The sequence below is a fragment of the Marinobacter sp. M1C genome (assembly GCF_023314135.1).
GTDB lineage: Bacteria > Pseudomonadota > Gammaproteobacteria > Pseudomonadales > Oleiphilaceae > Marinobacter.
This window is the reverse complement of sequence record NZ_CP092289.1, coordinates 958,917-980,337: the sequence shown is the minus strand read 5'-3', so window position 1 is coordinate 980,337 and position 21,421 is coordinate 958,917. Positions and strand designations below refer to the sequence as shown.

The 21,421-nt window shown below is 54.9% G+C and carries 21 protein-coding genes and 1 tRNA gene; 5 read left to right on the top strand and 17 right to left on the bottom strand.

The window, feature by feature from the left end; all coding sequences use genetic code 11:
* The 8 genes from alr to rnr all read right to left on the bottom strand — a co-directional run bounded on the left by alr (position 1) and on the right by rnr (position 8,381).
* On the bottom strand, positions 1-1,080 hold the full coding sequence (gene alr / locus MIH19_RS04665; RefSeq protein ID WP_249007765.1) for an alanine racemase: 1,080 nt from the start codon (positions 1,078-1,080) through the stop codon (positions 1-3).
* Positions 1,080-2,486 carry a replicative DNA helicase gene (gene dnaB, locus MIH19_RS04660; RefSeq protein WP_018404828.1) on the bottom strand — a complete coding sequence of 469 codons (1,407 nt, stop codon included), beginning with the start codon at positions 2,484-2,486 and terminating at the stop codon, positions 1,080-1,082. Before dnaB ends, alr begins: the two co-directional genes overlap by 1 nt.
* A 192-nt stretch (positions 2,487-2,678) precedes the next feature.
* Entirely contained in the window at positions 2,679-3,125 is a 447-nt protein-coding gene (gene rplI / locus MIH19_RS04655) for a 50S ribosomal protein L9 (RefSeq protein ID WP_249007764.1), read from the bottom strand.
* A gap of 20 nt (positions 3,126-3,145) precedes the next feature.
* Positions 3,146-4,012, bottom strand: coding sequence for a hypothetical protein (locus MIH19_RS04650; RefSeq protein WP_249007763.1), 867 nt, complete (start codon positions 4,010-4,012; stop codon positions 3,146-3,148).
* 25 nt (positions 4,013-4,037) lie between these two features.
* Entirely contained in the window at positions 4,038-4,268 is a 231-nt protein-coding gene (gene rpsR / locus MIH19_RS04645) for a 30S ribosomal protein S18 (RefSeq protein ID WP_007348899.1), read from the bottom strand.
* Between the two features lie 17 nt (positions 4,269-4,285).
* Positions 4,286-4,702: a 30S ribosomal protein S6 gene (gene rpsF / locus MIH19_RS04640; protein WP_249007762.1), complete on the bottom strand. Its 417-nt coding sequence runs from the start codon at positions 4,700-4,702 to the stop codon at positions 4,286-4,288.
* Between the two features lie 262 nt (positions 4,703-4,964).
* A complete protein-coding gene (gene rlmB / locus MIH19_RS04635) occupies positions 4,965-5,708 on the bottom strand; it encodes a 23S rRNA (guanosine(2251)-2'-O)-methyltransferase RlmB (protein WP_249007761.1) in 744 nt (247 codons plus the stop codon).
* Positions 5,709-5,819: 111 nt separating this feature from the next.
* Complete coding sequence (gene rnr, locus MIH19_RS04630; protein WP_249007760.1) at positions 5,820-8,381, bottom strand: ribonuclease R; 2,562 nt, start codon at positions 8,379-8,381, stop codon at positions 5,820-5,822.
* Between the two features lie 330 nt (positions 8,382-8,711).
* Between rnr and MIH19_RS04625 the strand changes: the two genes are divergently transcribed.
* A tRNA-Leu gene (locus tag MIH19_RS04625) sits at positions 8,712-8,798 on the top strand.
* 319 nt (positions 8,799-9,117) lie between these two features.
* On the opposite strand, the gene MIH19_RS04620 is transcribed toward MIH19_RS04625, so the two are convergent.
* Positions 9,118-9,552, bottom strand: a complete 435-nt coding sequence (locus MIH19_RS04620) for a hypothetical protein (RefSeq protein ID WP_249007759.1) — start codon at positions 9,550-9,552, stop codon at positions 9,118-9,120.
* Here MIH19_RS04620 and MIH19_RS04615 point away from each other — a divergent pair.
* Positions 9,551-10,606, top strand: coding sequence for an NAD(P)-dependent alcohol dehydrogenase (locus MIH19_RS04615; protein WP_249007758.1), 1,056 nt, complete (start codon positions 9,551-9,553; stop codon positions 10,604-10,606). The genes MIH19_RS04620 and MIH19_RS04615 overlap by 2 nt on opposite strands.
* Positions 10,607-10,734: 128 nt before the next feature.
* On the opposite strand, the gene MIH19_RS04610 is transcribed toward MIH19_RS04615, so the two are convergent.
* Together MIH19_RS04610 and mpl are read right to left on the bottom strand one after the other, a co-directional pair.
* Positions 10,735-11,412, bottom strand: a complete 678-nt coding sequence (locus tag MIH19_RS04610; RefSeq protein ID WP_283164096.1) for a flavin prenyltransferase UbiX — start codon at positions 11,410-11,412, stop codon at positions 10,735-10,737.
* A 38-nt stretch (positions 11,413-11,450) separates the two neighbouring features.
* The gene (mpl, locus tag MIH19_RS04605; RefSeq protein WP_249007757.1) at positions 11,451-12,845 is read right to left on the bottom strand and encodes a UDP-N-acetylmuramate:L-alanyl-gamma-D-glutamyl-meso-diaminopimelate ligase; all 1,395 of its coding nucleotides are present in this window, start codon (positions 12,843-12,845) and stop codon (positions 11,451-11,453) included.
* 164 nt (positions 12,846-13,009) lie between these two features.
* Between mpl and MIH19_RS04600 the strand changes: the two genes are divergently transcribed.
* Both MIH19_RS04600 and MIH19_RS04595 read left to right on the top strand, forming a co-directional pair.
* Positions 13,010-14,272: a 6-phosphofructokinase gene (locus MIH19_RS04600; protein ID WP_249007756.1), complete on the top strand. Its 1,263-nt coding sequence runs from the start codon at positions 13,010-13,012 to the stop codon at positions 14,270-14,272.
* A gap of 161 nt (positions 14,273-14,433) precedes the next feature.
* Positions 14,434-15,660: an HDOD domain-containing protein gene (locus MIH19_RS04595; RefSeq protein WP_249007755.1), complete on the top strand. Its 1,227-nt coding sequence runs from the start codon at positions 14,434-14,436 to the stop codon at positions 15,658-15,660.
* Between the two features lie 6 nt (positions 15,661-15,666).
* Here MIH19_RS04595 and MIH19_RS04590 read toward each other — a convergent pair whose 3' ends face one another.
* A complete protein-coding gene (locus tag MIH19_RS04590; protein ID WP_249007754.1) occupies positions 15,667-15,918 on the bottom strand; it encodes a GrxA family glutaredoxin in 252 nt (83 codons plus the stop codon).
* A gap of 180 nt (positions 15,919-16,098) precedes the next feature.
* Here MIH19_RS04590 and MIH19_RS04585 point away from each other — a divergent pair, with 180 nt between their 5' ends.
* Positions 16,099-16,566 carry a YqaA family protein gene (locus MIH19_RS04585; RefSeq protein ID WP_249007753.1) on the top strand — a complete coding sequence of 156 codons (468 nt, stop codon included), beginning with the start codon at positions 16,099-16,101 and terminating at the stop codon, positions 16,564-16,566.
* Here MIH19_RS04585 and MIH19_RS04580 read toward each other — a convergent pair.
* The 5 genes from MIH19_RS04580 to MIH19_RS04560 form a co-directional block, all read right to left on the bottom strand.
* Complete coding sequence (locus MIH19_RS04580; protein WP_249007752.1) at positions 16,515-17,951, bottom strand: AarF/ABC1/UbiB kinase family protein; 1,437 nt, start codon at positions 17,949-17,951, stop codon at positions 16,515-16,517. The two genes, MIH19_RS04585 and MIH19_RS04580, sit on opposite strands and share 52 nt — an antisense overlap.
* A 153-nt stretch (positions 17,952-18,104) precedes the next feature.
* The gene (gene lipB, locus MIH19_RS04575; RefSeq protein WP_249007751.1) at positions 18,105-18,758 is read right to left on the bottom strand and encodes a lipoyl(octanoyl) transferase LipB; all 654 of its coding nucleotides are present in this window, start codon (positions 18,756-18,758) and stop codon (positions 18,105-18,107) included.
* A 2-nt stretch (positions 18,759-18,760) separates the two neighbouring features.
* Positions 18,761-19,030, bottom strand: a complete 270-nt coding sequence (locus tag MIH19_RS04570) for a DUF493 family protein (RefSeq protein WP_249007750.1) — start codon at positions 19,028-19,030, stop codon at positions 18,761-18,763.
* 27 nt (positions 19,031-19,057) lie between these two features.
* Positions 19,058-20,224, bottom strand: coding sequence for a D-alanyl-D-alanine carboxypeptidase family protein (locus tag MIH19_RS04565; protein WP_249007749.1), 1,167 nt, complete (start codon positions 20,222-20,224; stop codon positions 19,058-19,060).
* A gap of 106 nt (positions 20,225-20,330) precedes the next feature.
* On the bottom strand, positions 20,331-21,317 hold the full coding sequence (locus tag MIH19_RS04560) for a septal ring lytic transglycosylase RlpA family protein (RefSeq protein WP_249007748.1): 987 nt from the start codon (positions 21,315-21,317) through the stop codon (positions 20,331-20,333).
* Positions 21,318-21,421: the final 104 nt, after the last annotated feature.

Below are 21,421 nucleotides of genomic sequence, written 5' to 3'. Positions count from 1 at the left end.
CTAACGCCAGCGCCGAGGTACCCGGGCTGTAACGCCGGTCAGCAACTCGTAACCAATCGTACCGGCGTGGCCGGCCACGTCATCCACCGGCACCGTGGTGCCCCACAGCTCTACCGGGTCGCCATTGCGCGCCGCGGGGGCAGCGCTCAGATCGACCGCCAGCATATCCATCGACACCCGACCGATAAGCTGTATGCGCTGACCATGGACAGCAGCAGGGGTACCCGTGCCCGCATGGCGAGGGTAACCGTCGCCGTAGCCCAAGGCGACAACGCCCATGCGCGTAGGCTTGTTCGCAACCCAACTTGCGCCGTAACCCACGCTGTCGCCAGGCTGCAACAGACGGGTACTGATCAGCGGCGCCTGTAACGTCATTACTGGCTTTAACCCCAGCTCCGCAGCCGACGTACCAACAATGGGCGACGCGCCATACAACATGATGCCGGGGCGGCTCCAGCCAAACAGCTTTTGGCCTGACCTGAACAACGCCGCCGAGTTGGCAACGCTGCGCTGCAACCCGGGCCAAGGCGCGGTCGCCTTCTCGAAACGCTCGGTCTGCTGCTGCGTCATGGTGCTGCGTTCGTCATCGGCACAGGCAAAGTGGGTCACAAAACCAATCACCTTTGGCGTCAGCTGGTGATGCGCAAGCGTCGCCATAACCTGGGCCAGCTCCTCTGGATGAAAACCCAGGCGATTCATCCCGGTATTTACTTTCAGCCAGATGCGCGGCGCAACTGGCGCTCGCACAAGCCACTGCAACTGGTCGTCGCAGTGCAGCACCGGTTCAAAGTTGTGCTCTATGCAAGTCGCCAGATCCTGTTCACTGTGAACCCCCTGTAGCAAAGCAACAGGCTGCTGGCTTACGCCGGCATTACGAATGGCGACGGCCTCTTCAATACACGCCACCGCAAATTTGGGCGCCACCGCAGCCAAGGCACCCGCAACTCCCGCAATGCCGTGGCCGTAGCCATCGGCTTTAATCACCGCCATGGCACTGGATTGCCCAGAACGCTGGCAGGCCACTTGGTAGTTATGCTGCAGCGCTTTTGAGTCTATCAGCGCAAAGGACCCCCTTGACATCAGTAGTCGTCTCCATACTCGCCATAATTACCGTGGGCAAGATCTTCAAACTTGGTGTATTTGCCAATAAACGCCAAACGTATCGTACCAATAGGGCCATTACGTTGCTTGCCGATGATAATTTCGGCCACACCTTTATCTGGAGTATCTTCGTTATAAACCTCATCACGATAGACAAACATAATAACGTCTGCATCTTGCTCGATAGCCCCGGATTCACGCAAATCCGAGTTGATGGGCCGCTTGTTGGGGCGTTGTTCCAGGCTGCGGTTGAGCTGCGACAGCGCAACCACCGGGCAGCTCAGCTCTTTGGCGATGCCCTTGAGTGAGCGTGAAATTTCGGAGATTTCCGCGGTGCGGCCCTCAGTGTTTCCAGGCACCCGCATCAGCTGCAGGTAATCCACCATAATCAGCCCGATTTTGCCGCCATTCTCCCGCGCAATGCGCCGTGCCCGCGAGCGCAGCTCGGTTGGGCTAAGGCCGGGAGTGTCGTCAATATACAGCGGTTTGTCTTTCAGCAGGCTAACCGCCGAGGTTAACCGGGGCCAGTCGTCTTCTTCAAGCTTGCCATTGCGCACTTTGGTTTGGTCTATGCGCCCAAGCGAAGACAACATACGCATGGCCAAGGCGTCCGCTGGCATCTCCATGCTGAACACCAATACCGGCAAACCGCTAGAAATCAGGGCGTTTTCAACGATGTTCATGGCGAGCGTGGTTTTACCCATAGACGGCCGCCCGGCAACAATGATCAGGTCTGAGGGCTGCATTCCGGAGGTGCGTTCATCCAAATCACGAAAACCCGTGGTCAAGCCGGTGGTCTGTTCGCCAGATTCGAACAGCTCTTCAATGCGGCTTAAGGTTTGCGTAAGAATCGGATTAATGCCCTTAGGACCAGAACCTTCTTTAACCCGCGACTCGGCAATCTGGAACACCGTGCGTTCGGCTTCGTCCAAAATTTCACTGCTGTTGCGACCCAATGGGTTGAACGCTGAATCGGAAATCTTACCCGACGCCTCCACCAACTGACGCAAAATAGAACGTTCGCGAACAATATCGGCGTAGGCGCGGATGTTTGCTGCACCGGGTGTTTTTTCAGCCAGCTCAGCCAGATACGACAGGCCACCGGCGTGTTCGATGTCCCCTGCCCGCTCCAGAAATTCGGCCAGAGTAACAACGTCTAGCGGCTCGTTTTCACTGGCCAGGCGTTCCACCGCGCCAAAAATCAGCCGATGGTCCTGGCGATAAAAATCCACCGCCGAAATCATCTCGGAGATTTCATCAAAGCGGCGGTTGTCCAGCATCAGCCCACCCAACACGGCCTGCTCCGCTTCCAAGGAATGCGGCGGCACTTTAATTCGGCTGGTTTCTGGGTCGCTATTTGCGGGCTTAAGATTCGGCTTTGCCATGAACACGTCTTCAGTTGACCACTGCTCTGGCGTAAGAATTACGAATGCTCAGTGGCAATGGGAGAGGAAACAAGACTTTGAAGCATACCAGAAAGCAGCAAGCCCGAAACCGTATTGCTACCGTTCCGGGCCTACTGTGCGGCAATAAAGATCAGAACTGACCACTATCGCCTGATGCTGAACTGCTGCCGGTTACTCGGCAACAACCGCCAGCTTAACGGTTACGTGCACATCGCTGTGCAGCTTAAGCTCAACTTCGTACTCGCCAACAGCCCGCAGCGGGCCTTCTGGCAGCAGAACTTCGCTCTTTTCTACATCGGTACCGGCAGCGGTGATGGCATCAGCCACGTCGCGCACACCAATAGAACCAAACAGCTTGCCTTCATCACCGGCTTTAGAGCTGATGGTGAAAGATGCGTCTGCGAGCTTTTCAGCGCGGGCTTGCGCAACAGCCAGTTTTTCAGCTGCGGCTTTTTCAAGCTCGGCACGACGCTCTTCAAACGCGTTCAAGTTGGCTTCAGTGGCCGGAACCGCTTTACCATAAGGCAACAGGAAATTACGGCCGTAACCGGATTTCACATTAACCTTGTCACCCAGGGTACCCAGGTTTGCAACTTTTTCGAGCAGAATAACTTCCATCTCGTTAACCTCTTCGTGCTTTATTCGACCGGTCCGGGAGGGTTGATTCGCCCCCGAATATTCAGCCAACTATCCACAAAAGCCAGAACTACTAACAGAATCATCAGACTTGGACCCAGCAATGCCAGCGCAACGTAAAACATCACCAGCCATTGGCGGCTCAGTTTTTTACGCGCTACAACACCATGAACCAGCGCCAGCCCGGCCAGAAACAGCGGGGTTCCCGCAGCCCAGGCCAGCAGCACGGTGTTTAACCCCAGCACGGGGCCAATTACCATGGTGACGGCAAACACAACTGCAAATACCGGCGACAGGCGCAGCCCGTAAAACTCTGTACGCAAACCGCCAGGGTTGTACAGTGCTGCCTGCCAACCACGGGCCAGCAGGGTCATACCTAGGGCCAAAGCCAGATAGGTACCCGCCATACTGGCGCTCATGGTTTGCCGAATCACAGATTCCAGGTTGTTACCCAGCGACTGTGCTACGTCGGCGTTGTATTGCTGGTAAAACTGAACTCCGGTTTGCACCAGAATGTCCATCAGGCCAGGGTACAGCTGCGGCAGAACCAATCCGGTCACAATCGCCAGAAAAGTACCGCCACACAGAGCTTTGTCCCACGACGAAGTCACTCGCAACAGAGCTGTCATCAGCATCACTTCCAGCAACACGGCCAGAGCAGTAGGGTCTTGCCCGAACCAACTCCAGCCCAGTGCCGGCAGCAATGCCCAAAGGCCAACGTTCAGCCCCTGGCGAATGCCAAGCCGTAATATAACCAGCCCGACAACCGCTGCACCAACCCAGAAAAGCAGTGGTATAGCCGTCGTTAAAGCCGCTACTCCGCTGGCCTGCAGGGGACCGCGCATTACAAATTGTGCCAGTGCACGCATGGTCCCAAGTCCTGTTTATCTGTTCTTAGTTATCGTGGCTGTCCGAATACGGCAGCAGTGCCAGGAAGCGGGCGCGCTTGATAGCGGTGGCCAGCTGACGCTGATAACGTGCTTTGGTGCCGGTAATGCGGCTAGGCACGATTTTGCCTGTTTCAGTGACATAACCTTTCAGGGTGTCCAGATCCTTGTAATCGATCTCTTTAACACCTTCTGCCGTGAACCGGCAGAACTTGCGACGTCTGAAAAAACGAGCCATAACTTAACTCCGGTTAATTACTCTTCTTCGTCTGTGTCGTCAGCTTTCTGGCTTTCGTCAGATTCGGCTGAGCGGCGCGGACGATCATCTCCACTTGGGCGGCGGTCTTCGCGAGACTCGGCAGCTTTCATCGGAGACATATCGGTAACAGCTTCATCACGACGCAGGATCAGCTCACGCATGATGGCATCGTTAAAGCGGAAGTTATGAGTCAGCTCGTCCATCGCGGTCTGTGAACATTGAATGTTCATCAGCACGTAATGAGCTTTGTGAATCTTGTTGATCGGGTATGCCAGGTGACGACGGCCCCAATCTTCCAAGCGATCTACCTGGCCACCATCTTCAGTGATGAGGCTGGTATAACGCTCGATCATAGCGGGCACTTGCTCGCTTTGATCCGGGTGTACCATAAATACAACTTCGTAGTGACGCATGAATTCTCCCTACGGATTGAACAGCCCCTAGATTTGCGGCGGGCGTAAACGCCATCAATGCCGCACAACGTAAAAGCAAGGAGGTGGCAGCAGAACTGCCGTTTTTGTGCCAGGCCCGGAACACTTTATCGAAAAAACGTTTGCCGGCGCTGGCGAGGTAATGCATTGCCTTTGTTGAGGCAATAAAGAACCACCCCAGGAAAGGGGTGAGGTATTCTATGCGGGTGCCGCCAGGTATGCAAGGGTTGATAAGGTGTCGCGGTTAGCCCTTGGCAGTACGCTGGCGCAAGGCTTCGTAAAGACACACACCACTGGCAACAGATACGTTCAGACTTTCAACGTCGCCCATCATCGGTATGTTGATCAATTGGTCACAGTGTTCACGGGTCAACCGCCGCATACCCTTGCCTTCGGCGCCCATCACCAACGCCAGCGGGCCAGTCAGGTCGGCCTGGTGCAAGGTAGTGGTGGCTTCACCCGCCGTGCCGACCAGCCAAACGCCCTGTTCTTGCAAGGTGCGCAGCAGGCGTGCCAGATTGGTAACACGCACAAAAGGTACGGTTTCTGCCGCACCGCAAGCAACCTTGCGGGCAACCGGCGTTAAGGTGGCGGATTTGTCTTTCGGCACAATTACCGCCTGCACGCCAACTGCGTCGGCGGTGCGCATGCACGCGCCCAGGTTATGGGGGTCGGTAACGCCGTCCAGAATCAACAGGAACGGCGGCTTTTCAGAGTTTGCCAGCAACGCCAGCAAATCATCTTCGCTCCATTCGCGGCTTTCGCTGACCGACGCAACAACGCCCTGATGGACACCGGCAACGCGGCTGTCCAGCAGTTTGCGGTGCACAATCTCCCAAGACACACCCAGGGTATCCAGCAGTTCGGTGGTGCTTTTTACCCGCTTATCCTGGCGACCGGTTTGAATCCAAACTTGCAGCAGCCGCTCGGGTTCACGCTTTAAGACGGCTTCAACGGCATGCCAGCCAAATACAAATTGCTCTGCCACTGACGGTATTTCCTGCTAGAAAATTTTGATAAATCTACCACCGCCTTGCGCGCATATTAAAGTCGGCAAGGTGGTGGTCAGCGAAAGACTATAAAAAGTCAGCTGGGCTCACTAGCTCTTGGGTCGGCGCTTGCGCGGCTTACGCAATTCGCCGCCACCGGCATCGCCGTCGCTTGCCGAGGCCTTGCCACCAGCAGCACGAGCCGCATCGGCAGCCAGTTGATCACGCGCAGAGCCGGCGACCGGCTTGGCACGGCCAGATTTCGGGCCTGCGGATCTGGAACCGCGGCCTGTAGCTGGCTTATCCGACTTGCCACCGCGCTTAGTGCGCTCACCTTTGGCTTTACCGTCTTTTTTGCCACCTTTACCGTTTTTGCCTACATCTCGACCGGCGCGGCCGTTCACTTCAAGCGCATCGCGGTCAGCCTGGCGACGCTTTGGCGTGCTTACCAGCTCCAAGTCAATTTTGCGATCTTCCATACCCACGCGCATCACTTTGACTCGCACTTCATCACCAAGGCGGAAGCTGATTGCGGTACGTTCGCCAATCAACCGGTGCTTGGCGTGATCGTGCTGAAAGTAGTCGCCATTCAACGTCGACACGTGCACCAGGCCTTCGATATAGATATCGGCAAGCTCTACAAAGAAGCCAAAACCAACAACAGCCGCAATGACGCCGTCGTATTCCTCACCTACGTGGTCACTCAGGAACTCACACTTCAGCCAGGCCATTACGTCACGAGTGGCATCGTCAGCGCGGCGCTCGGCCATCGAAGCATGCTCACCGAACTTCTCCATACGCGCATAATCGTACGGATATTTTGCCAGTTCCGCGTCTGCCTGGTCTGGCGCAATCACGTCTTTCGTTGGCTGGTCTGCATGAATACAGGCTTTGATTGCCCGATGCACGATCAGGTCCGGATATCGCCGAATCGGCGAGGTAAAGTGTGCGTAGCCCGAATACCCCAGGCCGAAGTGGCCGGCTTCTTCAGGGCTGTAAACTGCTTGGCTCAGAGAGCGCAGCATGACAGTCTGAATCACTTGAGCATCAGGCCGCTCACCGATAGAGCCCAGCAGTTGCTGGTAATCAGCCGACGTAGGCTTATCGCCACCGCCAAGCTGCAACGCTAACTCGCCCAAAAACAGCCGCAAGGAACCAAGGCGTTCTTCCGACGGGCCATCATGCACTCGATACAGCGCCGGCATTTTGTGTTTTTTCAGGAAGCGCGCCGTAGCCACGTTGGCCGCCAGCATGCATTCTTCCACAATTTTGTGGGCGTCATTGCGCTGCACCGGCACGATTTCTTCAATCTTCCGCGCGGCATCAAACACGATGCGGGTTTCGGTGGTTTCAAAATCAATGGCACCACGCTCAGTACGCGCTTTGCGCAGCAGCTTATACAAGCCATATAGATTGTGCAGCTCGGGCAATACGGCGGAATACTGGTTGCTCAGCTCGATACCACGAGGAGATTCGGGATGCTCCAGAATATCGCTGACCTTGTTATAAGTCAGCCGCGCGTGGCTGTTCATTACCGCCTGATAGAAGGTGTAGCTACTGATGTTGCCGGCGGCGCTGATGGTCATATCCGCCACCATGCACAGGCGATCCACCTCCGGATTCAGCGAACACAGGCCGTTGGACAACTTTTCTGGCAGCATGGGCACTACGTGGTCTGGAAAATACACTGAGGTGCCGCGATTCAGCGCTTCGTCATCCAGCGGTGAGCCCGGGCGCACATAGTGCGACACATCGGCAATGGCTACCAGCAACCGGTAGCCACCGCGCGGGCGCGGCTCGCAATAAATGGCATCGTCGAAATCACGCGCGTCTGCACCGTCAATGGTCACCAGTGCCAGCTCACGAATGCACACGCGGTTGCGCTTGTCAGCATCGGTGACCTGCTCGGAAATAGCCGCGGTTTGCTCGCCTACCGCATCCGGCCAGGAATGGGGAATGTCGTAGGCACGAATCGCTACGTCAATTTCCATGCCCGGAGCCATATGTTCACCCAGCACCTCGGTGACGCGCCCGGTGGGCTGACTGCGCAGAGTGGGCTGACGAATGATGTCAACCACCACGTACTGCCCATGACGTGCGGCGCCCGCCATCTCATCCGGTATCAATACTTCGTGGTTGATGCGGGCGTTTTCAGGCACTACAAACATAATGCCGCTTTCTTTAAAGAAGCGGCCGACAGTTTGCGTGGTGCGGTGCTCCAACACCTCAACAATCACGCCCTCACGGCGGCCACGATCGTCTACTTTGTCAACGCGGGCAACCACACGGTCGCCGTGAACCACCTGACGCATCTGGCGCGCGGTCAAAAACAGGTCCGTGCCATCACCATCGGGTGTTAAAAAACCGAAGCCATCTTTATGGCCAATCACCCGGCCGCTCACCAGGTCGGCTTCTTCAATCGGCAAAAAAGCGTTGCGGCGGTTGCAAATAAGCTGACCGTCACGGCACATCGCAATCAGGCGGCGGCGCAGGGCTTCAATGCTCTCTTCGGACGACTGCCCCAGTTCTTCGCACAGGGTTTCGTGTGTGGCCGGCGCGCCCCGGTTTTTCAAATGCGCAAGAATAAACTCGCGGCTCTGAATCGGGTTGTCGTAATTCTGGGCCTCACGTTTGGCGTGGGGGTCGTTGGATGTCTTCTTACTGGAAACCATTCGGATCCTTGTTTGCTATCTGCGCCTCAGCGGCACAACTGTATTGAGTCAATGGGCGTTAGCATAACAGTATAACGCCGGTTCGCCGAAACTGCCTGATACACGGGCTTTATAAAGCAGGTAGAAAGCGCATCAGTAGTTACACTTGGACACGCCCGTAACCCTTTCCTTTATAGCGCCAGAGACGGCAAATAAACATATCAGCCTTTTAAAAAAAGTGTTTGACAGCTTTTCGACGAATCATTAAAGTACGCGCCATTGGTCGGGTGCAAACTTGGCCGGTGGCAAAAAATTTTGAGTTCTTAACATCGAATATTTTGTGAATCACCTGCCGAGGTGGTGAAATTGGTAGACACGCTAGCTTCAGGTGCTAGTGCTCGCAAGGGCGTGGAGGTTCAAGTCCTCTCCTCGGCACCATTCTTTTTGAATGGCCTTCCAGATCAAAGATTTACCCTTCAATCAATATTTTCATAATCTCTCTGGTACAAAAAATGGTACGCAGACGATTTTTCTGTGGGTTTACGAATGTGCTCACTATGTCGTCCGAGGGCGAATGGGTTTTTCCTTTTAACTCAGCTTTCTCCCTTTCGACGCATCAAACCAAGCCATATCTGCTCGCTCCGATTCTGTCAGTGGCATGGATCGCCTGAGGTTATTCTCTATCGATTTAGTAACCGCTTCCCATTAAAGACAGCAACAGAGATATTTCCTTCTCATTTTACCGCCCTTATCGTTTTCAGAAGACGACCTTTGAGGAAATTAGGCGAACTGAATGCCAAATTGCCCTGTAACTGTAGGTTCGCGCACTCTGCCTCAAAAAAAGCCTCCTAACTTTGCCATCATATTGGGTTGCAACAATCATCAAAAAGAACAGCAATGCGTCAGCTAGCGTTTGCCAGATGACACCAACACCGACGATGGCAGTTAGCCCTGACAGCTTCAGGTCAGGCATCCAGAAACTTGCGCCATAGATGGCAATTTCCAGTGACGGAACAAATTCCTGATGACATGGAACGGGTGCCCCACCTTGGACCGGATCTGAGCTTTTGCTCCCTCCCCAGCAGCAGAGCCTAAGGACAATCGCTGACACGTACAAGGCACGTGAGCTGTTAAAATTATTATGGTCATTTTCCACATGACTCAACATCCATTGAAGAGCAGCTACAGACATGGCTAACACCAAAGCATACGCCGCACAATCTGCGCAATCAGGCGTCGCACCGTTTAGTTTCGACCGCCGAGAACCTCGCCCCGACGATGTATCCATCGAAATTGATTACTGCGGTGTCTGCCACACCGATATTCACTTTGCGCATAATGACTGGGGAGTGACTGTTTACCCGGTAGTTCCGGGCCATGAGATTGTTGGCCGGGTTACCGCTGTAGGCAACGATGTCTCAGCCTACAAGGTTGGGGATATGGTTGGCGTGGGTTGCATGGTGGACTCTTGCCGCACCTGCTCCGCCTGCGAATCCGGCCTTGAGCAATATTGCAAAGAGGGTATGACCGGCACCTACAACGGCGAAGATCGTTACGATCAATCCGTCACTTTTGGTGGCTACTCAGACAACGTGGTCGTCAGCGAGCGTTTCGTGGTCAGGATACCGGAGAAGTTGGACCCCGCCGCCGCTGCACCGCTGCTTTGTGCCGGCATAACCACCTATTCCCCATTGCGCCACTATGGTGTCAAAAAGGGTGACAAGGTGGGTGTCATCGGGATGGGCGGCCTCGGCCATATGGGCGTGAAGATCGCTAAGGCGCTGGGTGCTGAAGTGACCATCTTCACCCGTTCTGAAAGCAAGGTTGCAGAGGCCAAGAAACAGGGCGCCGACCATGTGGTAATTTCCACCGATGAACAACAGATGAAGGACGCCACTGAAACTTTTGATTTCATGCTGGATACAGTGCCGGTTCAGCACGACCTGAATCCCTACCTGAACTGCCTCAGCCATGATGGCACCCACATTCTGGTGGGTCTTCTGGATCCGATTGACCCCCCGCTGGAAGCTGGCAACCTGGTCCTTAAACGTCGGGTATTGGGCGGCTCGCTGATCGGTGGCATGCCGGAAACCCAGGAAATGCTGGATTTCTGCGCTGAACACGGCATTAGCTGCGATATCGAAATGCTCGATATCAAGAATATCAACGAAGCTTACGAGCGCATAAAAAAAGGCGATGTGAAGTATCGTTTCGTGATTGATATGGCAACTTTAAAAGACGCCTGATTCAATAGAGAAGCTGGGATAAAGCTATTTTTAAGCGCCTAACCCGTCTAAACCAGCGGTTTGTCTTGCCGCTTCTATGGGGTTGAAGTGATCACTCTTTCTAAAGCGACCGCTAGGGCCCCCCAAGCTCACGCCCCCTTCAGCTTGCGCGCCACCCTTTCTTCACCCCAGCGGGGCATCAGTTTCTGATCAACACCCAAATGGTCCAGCAGCCGCGCCACCACAAAATCCACTAGGTCATTGATGGTTTCAGGGTTGTGATAAAATCCCGGGCTTGCCGGCATGATGACGGCGCCCATGCGGGTCAGTTTCAGCATGTTTTCCAGATGAACTTCTGAATAGGGCGCCTCGCGCGGCACCAATATCAGCTGGCGGCGCTCTTTCAGAGCGACGTCCCCTGCTCTTTCTATCAGGTTGTTGCTGGCGCCCGTGGCCAGGGCCGACAGGGTACCGGTGCTGCAGGGGCAAATCACCAGTGGGGCTTTTTCGCCGGAACCGGAGGCCGGCGGTGAAAACCAGTCTTCGCGGCCAAATACCAACACCTGGCCGGGGGCGGCCTGGCTGTATTCGCTCAGGCACTGCTGCATGGCCGCCGGTGTACCGGGCAATTTCAGGTCGGTTTCGGTGGCAATCACAATCTGCGCGGCTTTGCTGATCATCACCTGAACCCGACAGCCGGCAGCTACCAGGCATTGCAGCAGGCGCAGGCCGTAAGGCGCGCCCGAAGCACCGGTAAACGCCAGGTTGATGACTCGCGGCGCATCCATTGTTGCTGCTGTATCACTCATTGCGGGCACCTCATTCATGCACGGCTTACTCCCATTCTAAGGCGGCGTAATTTGGATTACCCGTTGGTACGTTCGATTTCAGCAATCAGTCGTTGATGAATGCCGCCAAAACCACCGTTGCTCATAATCACAATGTGGCAGGGGCTGGGTAAGTCTGCCATTACCCGCGCTATCAAATCGTCTACTGATGCTTCGACCCTGTGCAAGCTGCTGCCGGCGTTGGCCTGCTGCCAGCGTTCAACCAATTTCGGCAACCAGCTGGAATCGTTCAGGTTGGCCCAGAGCACGCGATCGGCGGCTGCCGCGCTGGGTAAAAGGGTGTCGCTGTGCACACCCTGTTTCATGGTATTGGAACGGGGCTCGATCAACGCCAGCACAGGCTCGTCGCCCACCTGTTTACGCAAGCCCTCCAAGGTAGTGGCGATGGCCGTGGGGTGATGGGCGAAGTCGTCATACACCTTTACGCCATTAATGTCCGCCAGCAACTCCATGCGCCTTTTTACTCCGGAAAAACGGCACAACGCGCTAATGGCGTGATCTGGAGTAACGCCCACATGGCGCGCTGCGGCAATGGCCGAAAGGGCGTTACGCACGTTGTGCAAGCCGCTGTGAGCCCACTTTACGGCGGCCACCGGTTGCTCGTGGTGCAATACCATAAAATGGCTGCCGTCGTCGCTCAGCAGCTCGGCTCGCCAGTGGCTCGGAGTGTCCGCTTCGCCACCAATAGAAAGCGTTTGCTGCGGAGTCCAGCAGCCCATGGCGATGGCGTTGTCGAGGTGGTTGTCCAATGTCGGGCGCAGAATCAAGCCTTGGGACGGCACGGTACGGATAAGATGATGGAACTGGCGTTCGATGGCTTCCACGTTGTCAAAAATATCGGCGTGGTCGAATTCCAGGTTGTTTAAAATCAGTGTGCGCGGGCGGTAGTGAACAAACTTCGAACGCTTGTCAAAAAACGCGCTGTCGTATTCATCAGCCTCAATTACAAAAAAGTCACTGCTGCCCAGGCGTGCAGACACCGGCAAATCTTTGGGTACGCCGCCCACCAGATAACCGGCGTCAAACCCCGCCTGCTCCAGTATCCACAGCAGCATGGCGGTGGTGGTGGTTTTGCCGTGGGTGCCGGCTACCGCCAGCACCCAACGCTGGTGTAACACTTCCCGCGCCAGCCATTCAGGGCCGGACATATAAGGAATATTGCGGTTAAGCACCTGTTCCACTTCTGCGTTGCCGCGGGACATGGCGTTGCCGATCAGCACCAGATCGGGCCGCGATTTAAGGTTGTCAGGGTGGTAGCCTTCAATCAGTTCGATCCCCTGAGCTTGCAGCTGGGTACTCATGGGCGGATAAACGCCTTGATCAGAACCAGTCACCTTGTGCCCCAGCTCACGAGCCAATACCGCCAGGCTACCCATAAAGGTGCCGCAAATACCCAATATATGAATGTGCATGAAACCGAGCGCCTCCTGATAAAAACGCTGCCAAGCGTCCCCCATACGTTGCGGCCCGTCAAGCATGCACTGCTGGTCGTTTCGGTTTTACCGGTCATGAAAATTGTTGGTAATTGGCGTATCATGCGCGCCATCATCGAACCCGTGAGAGGCTTACCTGCCAGATGGCCATTAAAAACGCATTTTATGCACAATCCGGTGGTGTCACCGCCGTTATAAACGCCAGCGCCTGTGGCGTTATTCAAACCGCCCGCCGGCACCCGGATAAAATCGGCAAGGTATATGCCGGTCGCAACGGTATTCTCGGTGCACTGAAAGAAGAACTGATCGATACCAGTCTGGAGTCCGATGGCGCCATTGCCGCGCTGATGCATACCCCCGGTGGTGCTTTTGGATCGTGTCGCCACAAGCTTAAAAACATCTCTGAAAACCGCCGCGAATATGAGCGTTTAATTGAAGTGTTCCGCGCCCACGACATCGGGTATTTCTTCTATAACGGCGGTGGCGATTCCCAAGACACCGCTTACAAGGTATCGCAGATCAGCGAAAAAATGGGCTATCCCATTACCTGCATCGGTATACCCAAAACCGTTGATAACGACCTGCCCTTCACCGATTGCTGCCCGGGCTTTGGCTCGGTGGCCAAGTACATTGCCATCTCCACGATGGAAGCCAGCCTTGACATCAAATCCATGTGCGAGACCTCCACCAAGGTGTTCATTCTGGAGGTGATGGGCCGCCACGCCGGCTGGATTGCTGCATCAGGCGGGCTTGCCGGTCAGGGCGAAGGTGAGCCGCCACACATTATTCTGTTTCCGGAAGTTCCGTTTGATCGCGAGGCCTTTTTAGCCCGAGTGGACTTTTGCGTGAAGGAATACGGTTATTGCGTGATCGTTGCGTCTGAAGGCGCCCAATATGAAGACGGTCGCTTTCTGGCGGAAGCCGGGGCCCGCGACGCCTTTGGCCACACCCAATTAGGCGGCGTTGCACCCGCGCTGGCAAATCTGATGAAGCAGGCTCTGGGCTACAAGTACCACTGGGCCGTAGCCGATTATCTGCAGCGCAGCGCACGCCATATCGCCTCGGCCACCGACGTAGAGCAGGCCTACACCGTCGGCAAGGCAGCGGTTGAAATGGCGATTGCCGGCAAGCAGGCGCTGATGCCCATCATCGTTCGCGAGCAGGCCATGCCTTATCGCTGGAGAGTGGGAGAGGCACCGCTGAGCGAAGTCGCTAACCAGGAAAAGAAAATGCCGATTCACTACATCACCGATGATGGCTTCGGCATTACCCAAGACTGCCGCGACTACTTGAGCCCACTGATTCAGGGCGAAAGTTTTCCACCTTTTGAAAATGGCTTGCCAAAGGTAGCCAAATTGAAAAACCAATTGGTGGAAAAACGCCTTAAAACCGCATTTGAGCTCTAAGACAACCCCGCCATAATCATTACGGCAGCCCCTGAGGCTGCCGTGATGCTAGCTTCGCAGCCAAATAAAATATCCTTTGTTTGTGCGGTAGTCTCTCTATTGTATGCTGCAATCTCGCTTGGCTTTTGCCGCCAGTGTTATTCTTTGGGTGCTAATGATTCATGACGAACTCACAAAAACCCAACACCAGCTCCTATTGCATTGCCCTGCAGCCAATTTGCGATGCCAATATGGCCCACGTGGCCGACGAATTACTTTACCGAGCCACCGCAGGCGCGAGTTCCGCTGTCATAGAAGATGGCCTTATCGCCACTGCGCGGGCCTGCAATGCAGCCTTTTACGAAGCCGGTATTGAGTCTCTTTGCGGCCGTAGGAAGCTGTTTTTCAACGCCCCCCGTGAATGGCTGCTGAACCCGGCATTACTGCCGCCCAGCCCGAAGCAGGTCGTTATCGAGGTACTGGAAAGCGTAGAGGGTGACGAAGAGATCCTTGCAGCACTGAGGCGCATAAAATCCCAGGGCTACACCGTAGCATTGGATGACTTTGTACTGACCGACGCCACCCGACCGCTTCTGGATCTGGCCGACATTATCAAACTGGACATGCTGGAGCAGCCCCCAACCGGAAAGCAGGTAGAACACTACCTGGCCCGCGGCATCACCTTGTTGGCCGAAAAGGTGGAAACCAAAAAAGAGTTTGATCAAGCCCGGGCCATGGGATTTACTCTTTTTCAGGGTTACTTTTACGCCCACCCGGAAACCCGGCAATCTACTTCCTTCAAGCGCGGGCGCAATCAGTCGGCACAAATTCGCCTTCTGGGCGAATTACAAAAACCCGAAGCAGACTACAACGAATTGGAACGGTTACTGGTGCAGGAACCTCAGCTGGGGGTGCAAATGCTGCGCACAGTAAATTCTGCAAGTTACAATTTGCCCCACCAAATCATTAGCATGCGTCAGGCCATAGTGTTGATTGGCCTGGACCGTCTTCGTAATCTGGTCACCATGCTGGTACTGGCCAATGACGACCCGTGCAACATGTTATTGTTGCCACAAGCGCTTACCCGCGCAGCCATGTGCTCGCGGCTGGCTGCGCGAGACTGCAAGGAAAACAAAGAACCCGCATTTATGGTGGGCTTGCTGTCGATGGTTGATGTGCTGCTCGGCCAAAAGCTTGAGCTACTGTGTGACCAACTTCCCCTCGCTCCAAGTGTCAAGCAAGCACTGCTTGCTCACGAGGGCTCACTTGGCAAGACCCTTCATCTAGTAAAAGCTTTTGAGAAGGGCCGCCTGACCAATGCCAGTGACGAAGTGGTTGCTACACTTAACCACTATTTTTTGGAAAGCCGCGGTTGGGCCAATCAGGTTCTGGACGGGATGGGCAATTAGCCGCGATTAATGCTCGGCAGTTTCTTGCTGACGGACAAAAGTGGAAAATTCATCATAGCCTCCAATGTGCTGCTCACCCACGAAAATCTGCGGCACGGTATGTACCGGCTTGCCTATTTTCTGTGCAATATCCGCTTTAGTAATGTCTTCCTCAATCATATCTACCCACTTAAAATCGAAACCACGAGCTTCGCACAAACGAATGGCCCCTACGCAAAAACCGCAACTGGTACGACCGAAAATTGTGACTTTTTCCATAACTTGCTCCCCTTATTAATGCCTACCTGTTAGGTTGATGGCTATTGGCTTAATCGATGTTTTTTCTATTGATGTAATCATGATGGCACGGCTGCCGGAGAATGAAAATTGACTGTTTGAATAGCCACGATAGTCTAGTATTCCGTTTGGCCAACTATGAAATCCCTAAACGGAGAACCCGTGGTATACCTGACCCTGTTCGCCACCGCTTTTGCCGCTGCGACGCTGCTACCTGCGTATTCGGAAATCCTGCTGGGCACCCTGCTAGCCCAGGGCTACGGGCCATTCTGGTTGTGGTTTGCGGCCACAACCGGAAATACGCTGGGGTCTGTGGTGAACGGAATGATCGGACGCCAAGTAGATCGATTCAAGCACAAGCGCTGGTTTCCGATGACCGAAGTGCAATTGCACAATGCCCGCAACCGCTTTAACCGCTTTGGCCAATGGTCGTTACTGCTGGGCTGGTTACCGATTGGCGGCGACGCGCTTACCCTGGTAGGCGGTATTATGCGTGTGCCTTGGCTGAACTTTGTGATTCTGGTTGGCATCGGCAAGGGCTTGCGTTACGCCATTGTGTTGTGGCTGGTACTCAGTGCCTACGGCCCCGAAACCGAGGCGCTGGTGTCGGGTTTTTTGTTCTCGGGGTAAAGATAACACCGTAACATTGGCTCACCGTTGAACTCAGCCTGCAAAACGGCAATAAACGTGTAAACTCCGATCAACTTGCGGTTCAGAAACACAAACTCTTTTGGTGGCACGCGAAAGTAGCGACTAATAGCAGAACGAGCGGCCTGCCGTGCTACCCGTGAAGGTAAGTCGCTTTGTTTCCAGCGATACTGACCGGCGCTGTTCACAGCCCCGGGTGGCCATTCGCTGGGGTCGCCAATTAACGGCTCCAACACGGACATACATACTCGGCCAAAGGTTTCCAACACCTCAATGGGCCAGTCACGGCTCATAAACCGGAGTTGCACGCCGCCATCGATCACAGCACCCAAATCGTTTTCATAGGAGGCACGAATCATTTGAATAACCGGCTGTAAAAAGTCATCGGTGTAGCGCTGCACCGCGCCGAAATCCAATAACACGATACGATCGTGATCTGCCTCTGCGCCCGGCTCCCCGGCCAAGCGAATGCGATAGTTTCCAAAGTTCGGGTCGGTTTGAATCTCCCCCCAATCAAACAACTCGCGAAAGAACAGTTCAAGGGCGGCCTTACCCAGTTCATTGCGGCGCTCCAAAGAAATTCCGGCAACCGTTGGCGAGTTAACAGAGTGCCCACGCTCATAAGTGGAGGCAATTACTTGGGCACTGGAGTATTCCGGCAGCACCCGCGGCACAATGAAACGCGTGTCGTCTAGCAGCATTTGACGAAAACGCTCGGTGGTGTCGGCTTCCAGGCGGTAGTCCACCTCGCGGTGCATCATTACCCGTACTTCTTCCAGCCAATCGTCGAATTCGGGACCAAAATTAACTAAGCGGGCCATTTTTAGCAGCTTGGCAACGGCGTTTAGGTCGCTGTCGACCGCATCGCCTACACCTGGGTACTGCACTTTCAGCACCAGTTCAAGGCCATCACTCAAGCGCCTGGCGCGGTGAACCTGGCCCAGTGAAGCGGCGCCAATAGGCTGAGGTTCAATATCCAGCTGCGCCAGGCGTTCACTGCCCAATTCCGATTGCAACACGCGTTCGATAGCTGGCCACGCCAAAGACGTGGTCTGATCTTCCAGAGTATGCAGGGCTTCGGTCACTTCATCGGGTAGAAAATGTTCGCCGTACAAGGCCATCACCTGGCCAATCTTGACCACGCTGCCTTTTAATTGGCCGAGCTCCTCTACCAGAAAGCGAGCCTGGGAGGACAACATGGCCTTGTGACGTTGTTCGCGGCGTTCCTTCCCACCCAGCCAATTGGTCGCCATGTGGGAAGCCATGCGGGTGCCGGCAAACAGGCCGGCACGGGTGAGGCTAAGCCTGCGTTCGAAGCTGCCGGTTTTTATGCGTGAGACAGAGTTGTCTGATCCCTTTTTTGCCATAAATACTCTCCAGCCCTAAATATCCTCAGCCCTAAATCTCTCGAGCTTAAATACACTTTCACTTAGATACGCACTCACTCAAGTGCTCTCTAACGTACCTATGTACTGATTCAAATGTATTTTAGCCTACCGCTGTCTAATCTCGGCACAGATTTACCAGCCCTGCTGCCAGCTTACCGAGCCCTCGCCTGTCGAGCTATGGCCCAAGGCGGCAACCAGTTGTTCGGCAAGCTGCTGCTCTATTTGTGCAAATGTGGCGTGCTGCGCAAAGTCCTGCACCTGGCACATGACCATACCGGCATAGCCGCACGGGTTGATTCGCGCGAAGGGTTCCATATCCATGGCGACATTCAGCGCCAGGCCGTGGAATGAGCAACCGCGTCGTACACGCAAACCCAGCGACGCGATTTTCGCGCCATCCACATAAACCCCCGGCGCATCGGCTCGCGGCGCGGCGCTGATACCCAAAGGTGCAAGAGTGTTTACGATGGACTGTTCAATATGGCTGACAAGCGCGCGAATACCCAGAGCACTGCGAGTTAGATCAATCAGCAGATAAATGACCAGTTGGCCAGGGCCGTGGTATGTCACTTGACCACCCCGGTCTACCTGAACCACGGGTATATCACCAGGCGCCAGAATATGCTCGGCCTTACCGGCCTGCCCTTGGGTGTAAACCGCCGGGTGCTGTAAACACCAGAGCTCGTCAGCGCTGTTTTTGTCGCGGCTGGCGGTAAATGCCTGCATAGCATGCCAGGTTTCCAGGTAGGGCTGTTCGCCCAAAGAGCGCACAATCAGATGGCCCACGGTTACAACACCATGTGCACGCGGCCGCTGGCTTTAAGCTCGTTGAACAGCGCCTGCAGTTGCGGCTCTCCGGTTGCGGCCAGGGTCAGCCGCACCGAACAGAAACGGCCGTTGCGGCTGTCGTTAACGGTCACTGTACTAACATCTAGCCTCGGTGCATGGCGCTCAACCACTGCTAACACAAACTCCCTGAAATCCGGAGCGGCATTACCAATCACTTTGATCGCGTAATCGCAGGGAAATTCGATTTTTGGTGCTTTTACGTCACTCATCTTACCGTCCGGCTTTAGGGTTGAGGCTTATTGGAACAACTGCACGAAAAACAGCTTTACTGTGTCCCAGATACGCTTGAAAAACCCGCCGTCAGGCACGTCTACTAGCGCCAGCACGGGCTGATCTACCAGTACCTCGCCCTGATACGAAACCTTGATGCGGCCCAATTCATCGCCAGCGCTAACCGGCGCTCTAACCACGGAGTCCAGGTCGATAACAGACTCGAGCTGATTGCGGGCACCGCGGGAAATGGTGACATAAACATCTTCAAAAACCCCAACGGGTAAAGCGTTGACAGCACCACCCCAAACCGGCGACTTAATCAGCTCTTGACCGGCGCTGAACAAACGCTCGCTCTGATAATAACGGAAGCCATAGTTCAGCATTTTCTGCACTTCTTGTGAGCGCGATTCCGCACTGCGAGCGCCCATTACCACCGCTATAAAACGGGTGTCATCGCGTTTTGCCGAAGCTACCAGACAATATCCGGCTTCTTCGGTATGGCCGGTTTTCAGCCCGTCTACGCTGTTGTCACGCCACAGCAAGCTGTTGCGATTTGGCTGGCGAATGTTGTTGAAGGTGAATTGCTTTTCGGCGTAAATCGGATAGGTTTCGGGGTAATCGTTGATGGTGGCCTGGGCCAAAAGAGCCAAATCGTGAGCGGTTGAATAGTGGTTGGATGACGGCAATCCGGTGGCGTTCTCAAAATTGGTATTGGTCATGCCCAGGAGTTCAGCCTGCTGGTTCATGATGTCGACAAACGCGCCCTCGCTGCCGGCAACAAATTCCGCCAGGGCCACCGAGGCGTCGTTACCGGACTGAATCACTACCCCACGTAACAAATCTTCTACCGTTACACTAGTGCCTTCACGCACAAAGGTGCGGGAACCTCCGGTTTGCCAGGCAGTGACACTGATGGGCACCATGTCGCCCATGGCAATACGGCCCTCATCAAGCTCGCGCTCAACAATGTACGCGGTCATCATTTTAGTCAGGCTGGCGGGCGGCAGGCGCTCACTGCTGTTGTTTTCCATAATGACGTGCCCACTTTTGGGCTCCATCAACACGTAGGAACTGCTGGCAATTTGCGGCGGCGCCGGTATCAGTACGGTCTGGGCCAGAGCGTTGCCAGCGACGACCAACAACAGTGTGTACACAAATAAAGCGGAACGAAACAAAGATACAAAAGCCATGGTTTTTTTCATTTATCAGTCAGTGTATGGATAGGATTTACCGGCGACTCTTCAGCCTGGCTCTTGTGCCTGGATCAGCCAGCGCGAATCGGTCAGCGAGAGTCCGTCAACGAGAATCCGTCAGCAAAATGGTTTGATGAAAGCCGTAGGTCTGCAGCAACTGTTGGGCTTGCAGGGCACTCTGTTCATTGTTAAAGGGGCCAGCCTGAACACGGTGAAAACGCCCGCTACCGGTGTCGGCCACTTTAACCCGCATGGGTGTCTGCACTTGGTTTTGAACTTTTCGGATCAGATTTTCGGCCGCAACGTTGCTCGAAAATGACGCCAACTGCACGAATACGCCCTGCGCAGCAGGCACAACCGATGTTGCGCTATCCGAACGTTCTGCCGCGGACAGTTTCTCCACCACAGGTTCGCGCTGAGGTTCTGAGCGTTGGGGTTCTGGCTTGGATTCTGAATAGCCCGTCGGCTTTTGCGCAGTTGATACTTGAGCCCCGTCGGCTCCACCAAACGGTTTATTAGCCACAAACAAGGTGCCGTCCGGGCTCACTGTTATCGCCGCTACCTCTACCTTCGCAACACCCTGGCCTTGGTAACCCAGTCGTTTGGCTGCCGCGTAGGATAAATCAATCATCCGGTCGCCATGAAAGGGCCCGCGGTCATTTACCCGCACGATCACTGAGCGGCCGTTGGCAAGGTTGGTCACCCGCGCGTAACTGGGAATGCGCAGTGATTTGTGGGCGGCGGTCATCTGGTACATATCGAACACTTCGCCGTTAGATGTTTTATGGCCGTGAAACTTTTCACCGTACCAGCTTGCCATGCCCTCAGCCACGTAACCGTTGTTATCGTCCATCACGCTGTATTTTTTGCCCCACACGGTGTAAGGCGATTTGTTGCCCGCTCGCCGCGGCTCTTCAAAGCGCGGTTGCGCGTCTTTTAGCCCGGAGGCGTCAAAGTTGCCGTCAGGCGCGCGATCCTGGCGGATCGTATAACGGCCGGAATGGTCTTTTTCCGCGGGCGCGGAAGCACAGCCGACCAGCACGGCCAGAGCCCCCGCCAACACGACCCACAGGGCAGACTTGATGATCACAGTGGGATATCCCCCATAATTGGAAACCGAAAAAGCGGGCACTGCCCCATTCTAACGGCTGCGGCTGGTAATACGCCATTACCAGGCAGCCATGGTTGCGATAC